The organism is Brevundimonas sp. (genome assembly GCF_036402095.1).
Taxonomy (GTDB): Bacteria; Pseudomonadota; Alphaproteobacteria; order Caulobacterales; family Caulobacteraceae; genus Brevundimonas.
The window spans coordinates 1-11,715 of sequence record NZ_DASWTO010000212.1 but is presented as its reverse complement, the minus strand read 5'-3'; the positions used below and the strand labels follow the sequence as shown (position 1 = coordinate 11,715).

Genomic DNA, 11,715 nt, shown 5'->3' with positions numbered 1-11,715 from the left:
TGTCCGTCGCGCGGGACTCGCATCCCTCGCGGTGCAGGCCCCGCTTACCGCGCCGGAGCCGGCAAGGCGAGGCTGAGGGTGTAACAAAACGTGAGCGTCCGTGACGGTTCCGGTCCCCGCCGACCCGGTCAGCCAAAAATCGCGAAACCCTGTCATCCCGACACTCCCGCACCTCATCTCCCTTTCTGGTCTGCGCTGGACTCCCGCAGCGCAGAGGTCCGTGAACGCCCGGCCGCGGCGCCGTCCTGTCTCCGTTTCCGGCATGGAAGCACGCGCCTGCGTCAGAAGCGGACGGAGGCGGCGCGACAAGCCGTTCGCCGGTGTTCGCGAGGGGTGCGCGATGACGGGAAATGACAGGGATTGGCCGGGATGGCAGGGTACCGGATGGCAGTCCGATCACGGAAGACGGAGAGCTAGATCGGCCGTGCGGCGCGACCAGCGACCACGTCCGGGCCGGAGCGGTCCGCCGGCTCGTCGTCGAGTCGCGTGGCCGGGGCGAGGTCGGCGTCGGGGGACAGGAACGACCGGCGCGAGGGCGCCGGAGCCCGGCTGCGCAGCAGGCCCACGAAACCGGCGAAATCGCCGATCTGCTCGTTGTAGAAGGCGGCCTTTTCGACCGGCCCCATGTGGCCGGCGTCGTCGACCCTTACCAGTTTGCCCTGAGGCAGGGCCGCGGCAATGGCCTCGCCGGCATGGTCCTTCGTGATCAGGTCGCGGCCGCCGACGAACACCAGCGCAGGCAGATCGATCCGTGTCAGCCGCTCGGTCACGGACCAACGCAGCATGGCGAGGTTGCCACGCGCCTGCACCGCCGGAGAATTCTTGGTCGGCAGGCGCGCCGTACGATCCAGTTGCTCCCGCGTCGGGCGCGTACCGAAGCCGGCGAGGCGGGCGGCGAAATGGGTCGAGCCGCTGAGATACGCCTGCCAGTTCATCACCCAGAGCGCGGGCGACAGCACCATGTCGAGCCTGCAGGCCAGTTCGATGACTGGCTGCAGGGGCCTGAACACGCTCGAGAAGATCATTGTTTCGAGCGGATTGGCGTGGGTGGTGTTCTCCAGCACGATGGCTGCGACCCGGCGGTTCAGCAGTTCGGGGTGACGGGCGCAGAAGGTCTGGACGGTCATGCCCCCGATGCTGTGGCCGATGAGGATGAGAGGGCGGTTCTCGGGCAGGCTGTCGATCACGGCGTAGAGGTCTTCGGCGAAACCTTCGATCGAATAGCCGGCGGTCGGCCGACCGGATCGGCCGAGCCCGGGCAAATCCCAGAAGACAAGCCCGAACCGGGCGCCGAGGTCGGCGCGAGCCTCGGCCCAGATGCGGGCCGAAAGGCCCCAGCCGTGGGTGAAGACGAGGATCGGTCCCTCGGTCGCGCCTTCCATCTCAAGGTGCAGGACCGCGCCGTCGGCGCCGGGGATTTCGACGCCGTCGGCCCTGCGGGCGGGAGCGGTGGTCTCGCCCCGGCCCAGCAGCATGAGGGCCAGGAAGCGGCCGAGAAGGCTGACGGCAATCAGACCGGCGCCCCACCAGAGGCCTGCGCTGGAGGGTTCGGCGAGCCCCAGCGTCCCGGCCACGTGTTGGGCGTCGTACCAGCGCCACAGCAACCAGGCGGCGACCGTGAAGACCGCCAGTGACCCGAGGGCGAACAGGCGTTGCAGAAAGGCGAACAGGATCATTGGGATGCTTTCGGGGAGGCGTCTCTCCCAACACGCGCGACCATCCGTTCGTTCCGTGAATTTCCTGAGGCTAACCCGGCCTTAACCGCGATGATTCACCACTCGACATCCAAGCTGTACGGGATCGAGTTATATGTCCGGGTTGAAGACTGACGTCGTTCTGCGGGGCGACTGCATCGAGGTGCTGAAGGGCCTGCCCGACGCCTCCGTCGACATGGTCTTCGCCGACCCGCCCTATAATCTGCAACTGGGCGGCGACCTGCTGCGGCCGGACAACAGCCTGGTCGATGCGGTCGACGACGACTGGGACAAGTTCGACAGCTTCGCCGCCTACGACGCCTTCACCCGTCAATGGTTGACGGAGTGCCGCCGGGTGCTGAAGCCGGAGGGCTCCATCTGGGTCATCGGCAGTTATCACAACGTTTTCCGGCTGGGCTCCGCAATCCAGGACCTCGGCTTCTGGGTTCTGAACGACATCATCTGGCGCAAGTCGAACCCGATGCCGAACTTCAAGGGGACACGGTTCACCAACGCCCACGAGACCCTGATCTGGGCGGCCCGGTCGCGCGAACAGAAGCGCTACACCTTCAACTACGACGCGTTGAAGGCCTTCAACGAAGACACCCAGATGCGGTCGGACTGGACCTTCGCCCTGTGCACCGGCGACGAGCGGATCAAGGACGCCGACGGCAAGAAGGCGCATCCCACCCAGAAGCCCGAGGCCCTGCTGCACCGGGTGCTGCTGGCGGCAACCCGGCCCGGCGACGTGGTGCTGGACCCGTTCTTCGGCACCGGCACGACGGGCGCGGCGGCCAAGCGGCTGGGCCGGCATTTCATCGGCATCGAACGCGACGAGGGCTACGCCAAGGTGGCCGAAAAGCGGATCAAAGCGGTGATCCCGGCGGCCCCGGAAGATCTGGCGGTCATGGGCTCGAAGCGGGCCGAGCCCAAGGTTCCGTTCGGCGCCCTGGTCGAAGCCGGTCTGCTGCGGCCGGGCGACCGCCTGTATTGCCCGAGGGGCGAGCGCGAGGCGCGGGTGCGGGCCGACGGCTCGCTGGTGGCGGGTTCGCTGAGCGGCTCGATCCACAAGTTGGGGGCCCTGTTCGAGAACGCCCCGGCCTGCAACGGATGGACCTACTGGCGCTTCAAATCCGACCAGGGACTGAGGTCGATCGACACGCTGAGGGCTGAGGTCCGCGCCGGCATGCAGTGACGGCGCGGCGCCGCTGCAACGCTGCTGGCGTCGGCCGCGGCGGCTGAAAAACCGGCCGTCGGCGAGGAACCCTTCGCAAGTGCGAAGGTTAGTCTCATGTCTGATTTCCGACATTGAGAGCGCGCCATGAAGATCGCCCAGGTCACGCCTCTGTATGAGGCGGTTCCTCCGAAATTGTATGGAGGCACCGAGCGGGTGGTGGCGCACCTGACCGACGCCCTGGTCGATCTGGGCCATGACGTGACGCTGTTCGCGGCCGCCGACGCGGAGACCCGGGCTCGGCTGATTCCGGTGCGGGACCAGGCGATCAGGCTCGATCCCACGCCCCTGAAATCCGACCTGGCGGCGCACATGAGCATGCTGTCGGAAGTGCTGAAGCGGGTCGACGAGTTCGACGTGATCCACTTCCACACCGACATGGTGCATTTCCCCTTCTTCGCCCGCCACGCGGACAAGACCATCACCACCCTGCACGGGCGGCTGGACCTGAAGGACCTGCCGGGGGTCTACGAGCGGTGGGACGAGTTCGCGCTGGTGTCGATCTCGGACGATCAGCGCCGCCCCCTGCCGATGGCCAACTGGAAGGCCACGGTCCATCACGGAATGCCGGCCGATCTGTACAAATTCTCGGAGTCGTCGAGCGGCTATCTGGCCTTCCTCGGCCGCATCTCGCCCGAGAAGGGGCCGGACCGGGCCATCGAGATCGCGACCAAGCTGAACAAGCCGCTGAAGATGGCGGCCAAGATCGATTCCCAGGACAAGGTCTACTGGGAGACGGTCATCCGGCCGATGGTCGAGAGCAATCCGCTGGTCGAGTTCGTCGGCGAAATCGGCGACCATCAGAAGTCGGCCTTCCTCGGCGGGGCCGAGGCCCTGCTGTTCCCGATCGACTGGCCCGAGCCGTTCGGCCTGGTGATGATCGAGGCCATGGCCTGCGGCACGCCGGTGGTGGCCTTCCGCTGCGGCTCCGTGCCGGAGATCATCGAGGACGGGGGCACGGGCTATCTTGTCGACACGGTCGAGCAGGCCATAGCGGCCGCCGGACGGGCGCACCTGCTGGATCGGGAGGCGATCCGGGCGCGCTTCGAGCTGCGTTTTTCGGCCACGGCCATGGCCCGGCGCTATCTGGACGTCTACGGCGACCTGCTGGCCCGACGCCCCTTCGCAGAGGAGCCGCTGGCGGATGTGGTGACGCCGCTGCGCCCCCATGAGGGCCGCAGCTTCGCCGGTCTGGCCTGACCGGGGGCCTGAACCTCCGGCGGCTTTGTCCATTAGCGTACCATTGCCGCCATCAAGGGTCCGCATTCCGCCGCGACGCTGACAGGTCCACCGCAACCGGTTCGGGAGTCCCGTATGGACGACGCCTATTCAGTCCAGGTCACGGCCGCCGAGTCGCAGGATGCGGATGGTCTTGAGCAGCTGATGGCGCTGAAGGACGCGGACACCTTCGCGGTCGCCGACAGCTGGGGCGACATGAAGGGCGGGGCCGACGGCCTGTTCGACCGGGACACACGGCTGCTGTCGCGGTTCGTGATGACGGCGGGGCTGGCGCGCCCGTCGCGGCTGAGCTCAGGCGTCAGCCAGGACAACGTCTTCTTCACCGCCCATTCGACCAATCGGCCGCTGCCGCCGATGGGCGGGCGCTCGGCCCCGGCGGGGGTGCTGCACATCGAGCGGCGGCGCTTCATCCGGGACCGGCGGATGTTCGAACGGGTCCGGATACTCAACCACGGCATCGAGGATGTTCTGCTGCCGCTGGCGTTCGATTTCGCCGCCGATTTCGCCGACATCTTCCAGGTGCGCGGCACGGCCCGGCCGCAGAGGGGGACGCAGGAGGCGCCGGCCGCGGACGGGCGCCGGGTGACGTTCCGCTATCTTGGCGTCGACGGGGTCCGGCGCAGCAGCTGCCTGGCCTTTTCCGAACCGCCCGCCCGGCTGACGGCGTCGCGGGCGGAGTTCATGTTCAGTCTGCCGAAGGGGCGCCGGGTCGACCTCTACATCGAATGCGGGGCCGGAGCGTGCGACGCGCCGGACGAGGCGCGGTTCCGGCTCAATGCGGTGCAGGCGCGGGTGGCGATGCGCACCCGGCGGCGGCGCGGGGCTTCGATCCGCGGGCCGCGCAGTCCGCGCTTCAACGACTGGCTGGACCAGAGCCGGGCCGACGTGGCGCTGCTGACCACCGACCTGCCGACCGGGCCCTATCCCTACGCCGGCGTGCCGTGGTTCTCGACGCCGTTCGGGCGCGACGGGATCATCACCGCCTGGCAGATGCTGTGGCTCGACCCGAGCCTGGCCAAGGGAGTGCTGACCTATCTGGCCATGCGGCAGGCGACGGAGTTCTCGGCCTTCCAGGACTCCGCGCCGGGCAAGATCATGCACGAGACGCGCGGCGGTGAGATGAGCGCCCTCGGCGAGGTGCCGTTCGGCCTCTACTACGGCGGGGTCGACACCACCTGCCTGTTCGTGGCCCTGGCCGGGGCCTACCTGAGGCGCACGGGCGACGTCGCCACGATCCGGGCCCTGTGGCCCAATCTGATCGCCGCGGTGGGCTGGATGAAGGAGCATGGCGACGTCCAGGGCGACGGGCTGATCAGCTACCAGCGGGCAGCGGAGACCGGGCTGTCGAACCAGGGCTGGAAGGACTCCGAGGACTCGATCTTCCATCGGGACGGACGGTTCCCCAAGGGCCCCGTCGCGCTGCTGGAGGTGCAGGGCTACGCCTACGCGGCCTGGGAGGCGATGGCCGGAATGGCGCGGTTGCTGGGCGACGAACGTCAGGCGGAATGGGCCGGGCGCGCGGGCGCCGTGCGGGCTTTGGTTGAAGAGCGGTTCTGGCTGGAGGACGAGCAGTTCTACGCCATCGCCCTGGATGGGGACGGCGAGCCGTGCCGCTCGATCGGGTCCAATGCGGGACACCTGCTGTTCACAGGCCTGCCATCGCCCGAACGGGCGAAGGCGGTGACGAAACGGATGCTGGGGGCGGAGTTCCGCTCGGGCTGGGGTCTGCGCACCCTGGCGACCGGTCAGGCCCGTTTCAATCCGATGAGCTACCACAACGGCTCGGTCTGGCCGCACGACACGGCGATGGCCGCGGCGGGCATGGCGCAGTACGGCGAACGGCGCGCCGTAGCGCTGCTGCTGGGCGAGATCTACGCCGCCGCAACCCATTTCCACCTGCGGCTGCCAGAGCTGTTCTGCGGCTTCGAGCGCATCCCGGGCGAGCCTCCGATCGCCTATCCGGTGGCCTGCCTGCCGCAGGCCTGGGCGGCTGGATCCGTCTTCCTGATGCTGCAGGCGGCGCTGGGCGTCCGCATTGACGCGATCGAGGGGCTGGTGGAGATCGACAAGCCGCTGCTGCCCTCCGGCATCGATCGCCTCCACGTCACCAATCTGAAGGTGGGGGATGGGGTGGTCGACCTCGCCTTCCAGCAGCTCGGCGCCCACACCGTGGTCGTCCCCAAACGACGCGAGGGCCCGGTGTCGGTCCGGATGCTGGGCTAGGCCAGTCCGCGCTCCAGCGCCTTGCGGAACACAGTCGGCAGCGAGGCGAGCGCCTCATCGACCGGCGTCCAGATGAAGTCGCCGCCGCCCACGGCCGTCCGGACATCCAGGGTCAGGGCGAAGTGGGTGAAAACGTGCTCGATGGCGCCGGCGTCGCGCCAGTCCGCCCTCGCCGGCGGCTCGGCGTTGAGCGGGACGGCGGACCAGTCGGAGGTCGGCAGGCCCAGCATGCCCCCCAGCAAACCCCTGTCCGGCCGCCGGACGAGGGCGACGCGGCCCTGGTCGTCGCGCAGGACCCAGGCGAAGCCGCGGCGGCGGGGACGGTCGGCCTTCTTGATCTTCAGCGGCCAGCGTTCGGGCGTCCCTGACCCGTAGGCCGCGCACCACGCCGTCAGGGGGCAGCGTTCGCACAACGGCCGCCCGGGACGGCAGACGGTGGCTCCGAGATCCATCAGGGCCTGGGCCCAGTCGCCGGGCCGGTGGTCAGTGACCAGCGCCCCGGCCAGCCGCTTCAGCTCGGGTTTGGCGGCGGGCAGCGGCGTCTCGACCGCGAACAGGCGCGCCATGACCCGCTCGACATTGCCGTCGACGACATTGGCCGGGCGGTCGAAGGCGATAGCGGCGACGGCCGCGGCGGTATAGGCGCCGACCCCCGGGAGGGCCCGCAGGCCGGCCTCGGTATCCGGGAAGACACCATCATGCTCGCCTGCCACCACCCGGGCGCAGGCCAGCAGATTGCGGGCGCGAGCGTAGTAGCCAAGCCCGGCCCAAGCGGCCATGACGTCCGCGTCGGCGGCCGCCGCGAGCCCGGACACCGTCGGCCATCGTTCGGTGAAGGCGAGGAAATACGGCGTCGCGTGCGGCGTGGTGGTCTGCTGCAGCATGACCTCTGACAACCAGACGCGGTAAGCATCGGGACGCACGCCGTCCGCAGCCGGACGCCAGGCCAGCGTCCGCCGGTGCCTGTCGTACCAGTCCAGCAAGGAGGCACGCAGATCGTGCGTCGGATCCGGGACATGTGCGGGGACGGCGGGCATTCCCCGCGCTATAAACCGGAAATGCGCCGCACGCTGCCCACAGACGCCGAGGCCCGCGAAATCCTGACGCGGCGACGCACGCGCCCCGCGCCGCGGCCGGCGCCGAAAGCCGGGCGGGCGCTGCAGGGGCTGATCAAGGAGCTGGACGCGAAATTCGGTCGGGGGGCCTCGGCGCTGGAACCGCGCTGGGCCGAGATCGTGGGGGAGCGGCTGGCTCGGGTGACGCGGCCGCAGAAGCTGAGCAAGGGCCGCGGCGGCGCGGGCGGAACGCTTGAGCTTCGCGTGGCCGGCCCCGCGGCCCTGCTGGTCCAGCACCAGTCGGAGGAGATCCTGCAGCGGGTCAACCTGTTCCTCGGCCCCGGCAGCGTCGAGAAGCTGCGGATCGCGCAGGGGCCGGTGAAGCCCCCGGTCGGCCTGCCGAAACCGGTCAGGCCGCGAACCGCCCCGGCTCCCCTGTCGGCGCATCAGGAAGTCGAACTGAAGGCCGCGGTCGCGGACGCCCCTGATCCGCTGAAGGGCCCCCTGGAGCGACTGGGGCGGGCCGTGATGAGCGATCCCCAGAAGGGCCGCGACCGCGCGGGCGAGTGAAGGCCGCGAGAGGCGCTGGCGCCGTCGATCTTCTTTGGCTAGATCGGCTGTTCAGCGATAGACTGGTCGACGACCGGTCTGTGGCCCGGACCCAGGCGCGCGCATTTCGGGGAATCGCGCGATGCTTTCCCATCCCCGTGCCAATGAGGACGACTCGATGAGCGCCACCCCCCGTTACGCCGCGATGAGCCGCCGTGCGGCGATGACCGCCGCCGCCCTGACCGCCATGGTCGCATTGGCCGGCTGCAACAGCGGCGGGGCCAAGGGAGCGGCCGAAGGCGACATGGCCATGGGCGCGGCGCAGGGCGCCAAGGTCGAGGTCGTGGAATACGCCTCGGTGACCTGCCACGTCTGCGCGGCCTGGCAGGAGGAGAACTGGGAAGCGTTCAAGACGCGCTACGTCGACACCAACAAGGTGCGCTACGTGTTCCGCGAGATTCCGACGCCGCCGGCCGAGGTCGCCATCGCCGGCTTCCTGATCGCCCGCTGCGCCGGTGAGGACAAGTATTTCGACGTCGTGCACGAATTGCTGGCCAGCCAGGAGGAAATGCGCGGCGATCCCCGGGCGACGCTGTTCCGCGTCGGCAACGGGGCCGGGCTGAGCAACGAGCGCATCCAGCAGTGCATCACCGACGAGGCCGCACTGGCCGCCGCCGACGACCGGGCCAAGGCCGCCTTCGCCGCGGGCGTGGAGGGCACCCCCACCTTCTTCGTCAACGGCGTCAAGGTGATCACGCCGGGCTCGCAGTCGGGCACCAGTCTGGCCGACCTGTCCAAGGCGATCGACGCCGAACTGGCCAAGAACTGATCGTCCGGTGAAGCGGCTCGGGCGGTTCCTGCTGACGTTGCTGGTCGCGATCGCCGCGCCGGCGATGGCGCTCGCCCAGACGATCGAGCCGGTACGGCCGGGCGACCGGACGCTGGGTTCGGCTGACGCGCCGGTGACGCTGACCGTCTATCTGTCGACGACCTGCGGTCACTGCGCCGACTGGCACACCAACGACTTTCCGGCCTTCAAGGCGCGGTGGGTCGACACCGGCAAGGTTCGGGTGGCGTTCCGCGATCTGCCGACCCCGCCCCAGCAGGTCGCCATCGCCGGCGCGGTGATGGCTCGCTGCGCGCCGGAAGAGAAGTATGACGTCGCGCTCGAGGCGCTGTTCCGCGGCCAGTCCCGGCTTCGGACCCAGCCCGGGCCCCCGCAGCAAGAGGCGGTCCTCGGCTGGCTGGCCGCGGCGGGACAGGCAGCCGGACTGACGCGGGAGCAGATGAACGCCTGCTTCTCCAGCGAAGCCTCGTTCACGGAAATCGAAGCCCGCGCCGGACAGTCCTTCGCGGACGGCGTGGAGTCGACGCCCAGCTTCTTCATCAACGGGGAACGCGTGCCGGACGAGGCGATCGCGGCCTCGCGCGCCGTGGCCGCCTTCGAACCCCTGATCCAGCCGCTGCTCGACGGCCGGTGACCCGCTAGCAGGATGCAGTTCCAGCGCCTCCGGCTCGTGGGCTTCAAGTCCTTCGTCGATCCCGCCGAGGTGCATATCGAGCCGGGCCTCACCGGCGTGGTAGGCCCCAACGGCTGCGGCAAGTCGAACGTGCTGGAAAGCCTGCGCTGGGTCATGGGGGCCAACTCGGCCAAGGCGATGCGCGGCCAGGGCATGGATGACGTCATCTTCGCCGGCGCAGCCAACCGCCCGCCGCGCAGCCACGCCGAAGTCCAGCTGACCATCGACAACGCCCAGCGCAAGGCGCCGCAACCGTTCACCGACAGCGCCGTCATCGAGGTGTCGAGGCGCATCGACCGGGGTCAGGGCTCGACCTACCGCATCAACGGCAAGGAGGTGCGGGCCCGGGACGTGCAGCTGCTGTTCGCCGACGCCTCGACCGGAGCCAACAGCCCTGCACTCGTCCGGCAGGGGCAGATCAGCGAGCTGATCGCCGCCAAGCCGCAGAACCGGCGCCGCATTCTCGAGGAAGCGGGCGGCGTCGCGGGCCTGCACACCCGGCGGCACGAGGCGGAGTTGCGGCTCAAGGCGGCGGAGACCAACCTCGAGCGGCTGGACGATATCGGCCGCGAGCTGGAGACGACCCTCACCCGGCTCAAGCGGGAGGCGCGACAGGCCGAGAAATACAAGAAGATCTCGGCCGAGATCAGGGCCCTGCAGGCGGCGCTGCTGTTCGTGCGCTGGAACGACGCCCGGCTGGCGGCAGAAGGCGCGGCCAGGGAACTCGCCGAGGCGGACCGGGCCGTGCTGGAGGCCACCACCGCCTCGGGCCGGGCCCAGACCGCGTCGCTGAACGCCCAGGAGGCGCTGAAGCCGGCGCGGGAAGAGGACGCCGTGGCCGGAGCCCTGCTGCACCGCGCCTCGCTGGAGCGCGACCGGCTCGACATGGCCGAGCAGGCGGCTCGGGCCGAGGTCGAGCGGCTGAGCGCAGAGGCCGCCCGCATCAGCGCCGATATCGAACGCGAGACGGCGATGGCGGGCGACGCCGAGAGCGAGCTGGCCCGCCTGGCAGCGGCGCTGGAGGCGCTGACTGCGGAAATCGCCGCCGCGCCGGCGCGGGGTCCGGAACTGGAGGCGGCGCTCGGCGCGGCCGAGGAAGCGCGCAAGGCGGCGGACGCCGAGGTCGAGCGGGTTGCCGGGGCGGTGGCGGCGGTCGAGGCGAGGGTTTCGGCAGAGACCGCCCGCAAGCGCGACGCCGAGGGGCGGGTCGCCCGGGCCGAGGCGCAGCTGGCGTCCGCAAGAGCCGAGCGCGAGGCGCTGGGGCCGCTGGAGACGCCGGAGATCGAAGCCGCCAGGGCTGCGCTGGAACAGGCGCAGGCTGAACTGGCGGCGGCCCGTTTGGCGGTGGAGGCGGCGGAGGCCGATCGCGGCGACAGGGCACGGGCCGAGCAGGAGGCGCGGCAGGCGGCGCGCGCGGCCGAGGATCGGCTGGGCCGGCTGCAGAGCGAGGCGCGCGGACTGGCGCAGCTGCTGGTCCAGGGCAGGCGCGAGCATCCGCCGGCGCTGGACCGCGTGCAGGCTGACAAGGGCTATGAGGCGGCGCTGGCGGCGGCCTTGGGCGACGACCTCGACGCGGCGCTCGATGCGCGGGCGGCGGCCTACTGGGCGGGCGCGGACGCGCCGTCACCGTCGTGGCCGAAGGGGGTGGAGCCGCTGGCCGACCATGTGACGGCCCCGGAGCAATTGGCGGCTCGGCTGGCCCTGTGCGGCGTGGCGGCCCGCGGCGAGATCGAGGCGCTGGCGAAGGCGCTGCCGGTCGGGGCGCGGCTGGTGACCCGCGAAGGCGACCTGTGGCGCTGGGACGGCTTTGTGCAGCGCGCCGAGGCCCCGCGTCCGGCGGCGGTGCGGCTGGCGCAACGGACCCGGTTGTCCGAACTGGAAGCGGAGATCGACGAGGGCAAGCCGGCGCTGGAACAGGCGCAAGGGGCGCTGAAAGCGGCGACCGAGGCGTTTCGGGCGGCCGAGGAGGCCGTGAAGACGGCCCGGGCGGCGCCCTTCCCGCTCGACAAGGCGGTGACGGCGGCGCGGGACCGGGTCGAGGCGCTGGGCCGGGAGCAGGCGCGCCGGGAGGCGCGGGCGCAGGCGCTGGACGAGACCCTGGCCCGGCTGGCGACCGAGGTGGAGGCGGCGCAGGCGGCGCTGGCCGAGGCGCAGGGGACCGAGGCGCCGTCGGAAACGCTGGAGGGGCTGCGGGCCGAGCT

9 protein-coding genes are annotated in these 11,715 nt (G+C 70.5%); 7 read left to right on the top strand and 2 right to left on the bottom strand.

All coding sequences use genetic code 11. From position 1 onward, the window contains the following. Positions 1-413 precede the first annotated feature (413 nt). Positions 414-1,676, bottom strand: a complete 1,263-nt coding sequence (locus VGD32_RS14060; protein ID WP_331032505.1) for an alpha/beta hydrolase — start codon at positions 1,674-1,676, stop codon at positions 414-416. A gap of 133 nt (positions 1,677-1,809) precedes the next feature. Here VGD32_RS14060 and VGD32_RS14055 point away from each other — a divergent pair, with 133 nt between their 5' ends. The 3 genes from VGD32_RS14055 (at position 1,810) to VGD32_RS14045 (ending at position 6,390) form a co-directional block, all read left to right on the top strand. After that, positions 1,810-2,889, top strand: coding sequence for a site-specific DNA-methyltransferase (locus VGD32_RS14055; protein WP_331032504.1), 1,080 nt, complete (start codon positions 1,810-1,812; stop codon positions 2,887-2,889). Between the two features lie 126 nt (positions 2,890-3,015). Continuing rightward, positions 3,016-4,128: a glycosyltransferase family 4 protein gene (locus VGD32_RS14050; RefSeq protein WP_331032503.1), complete on the top strand. Its 1,113-nt coding sequence runs from the start codon at positions 3,016-3,018 to the stop codon at positions 4,126-4,128. 114 nt (positions 4,129-4,242) lie between these two features. After that, positions 4,243-6,390, top strand: a complete 2,148-nt coding sequence (locus VGD32_RS14045; protein ID WP_331032502.1) for a glycogen debranching N-terminal domain-containing protein — start codon at positions 4,243-4,245, stop codon at positions 6,388-6,390. On the opposite strand, the gene mutY is transcribed toward VGD32_RS14045, so the two are convergent. Beyond that, positions 6,387-7,427, bottom strand: coding sequence for an A/G-specific adenine glycosylase (mutY, locus tag VGD32_RS14040; protein ID WP_331032501.1), 1,041 nt, complete (start codon positions 7,425-7,427; stop codon positions 6,387-6,389). The two genes, VGD32_RS14045 and mutY, sit on opposite strands and share 4 nt — an antisense overlap. Before the next feature lie 21 nt (positions 7,428-7,448). Between mutY and VGD32_RS14035 the strand changes: the two genes are divergently transcribed. The 4 genes from VGD32_RS14035 to VGD32_RS14020 form a co-directional block, all read left to right on the top strand. After that, positions 7,449-8,015: a DUF721 domain-containing protein gene (locus VGD32_RS14035; RefSeq protein WP_331032500.1), complete on the top strand. Its 567-nt coding sequence runs from the start codon at positions 7,449-7,451 to the stop codon at positions 8,013-8,015. 157 nt (positions 8,016-8,172) lie between these two features. Then, on the top strand, positions 8,173-8,823 hold the full coding sequence (locus VGD32_RS14030) for a thioredoxin domain-containing protein (RefSeq protein WP_331032499.1): 651 nt from the start codon (positions 8,173-8,175) through the stop codon (positions 8,821-8,823). Between the two features lie 7 nt (positions 8,824-8,830). After that, positions 8,831-9,475, top strand: coding sequence for a thioredoxin domain-containing protein (locus tag VGD32_RS14025; protein ID WP_331032498.1), 645 nt, complete (start codon positions 8,831-8,833; stop codon positions 9,473-9,475). Between the two features lie 12 nt (positions 9,476-9,487). Beyond that, positions 9,488-11,715: AAA family ATPase (locus VGD32_RS14020; protein ID WP_331032497.1), on the top strand; the 2,228-nt coding region annotated here is incomplete at its 3' end.

Coding starts and splice junctions, on each gene's coding strand:
- VGD32_RS14060 (WP_331032505.1), bottom strand. CDS start 1,676: ATGATCCTGTTCGCCTTTCTGCAACGCCTGTTCGCCCTCGGGTCACTG.
- VGD32_RS14055 (WP_331032504.1), top strand. CDS start 1,810: ATGTCCGGGTTGAAGACTGACGTCGTTCTGCGGGGCGACTGCATCGAG.
- VGD32_RS14050 (WP_331032503.1), top strand. CDS start 3,016: ATGAAGATCGCCCAGGTCACGCCTCTGTATGAGGCGGTTCCTCCGAAA.
- VGD32_RS14045 (WP_331032502.1), top strand. CDS start 4,243: ATGGACGACGCCTATTCAGTCCAGGTCACGGCCGCCGAGTCGCAGGAT.
- mutY (WP_331032501.1), bottom strand. CDS start 7,427: ATGCCCGCCGTCCCCGCACATGTCCCGGATCCGACGCACGATCTGCGT.
- VGD32_RS14035 (WP_331032500.1), top strand. CDS start 7,449: ATGCGCCGCACGCTGCCCACAGACGCCGAGGCCCGCGAAATCCTGACG.
- VGD32_RS14030 (WP_331032499.1), top strand. CDS start 8,173: ATGAGCGCCACCCCCCGTTACGCCGCGATGAGCCGCCGTGCGGCGATG.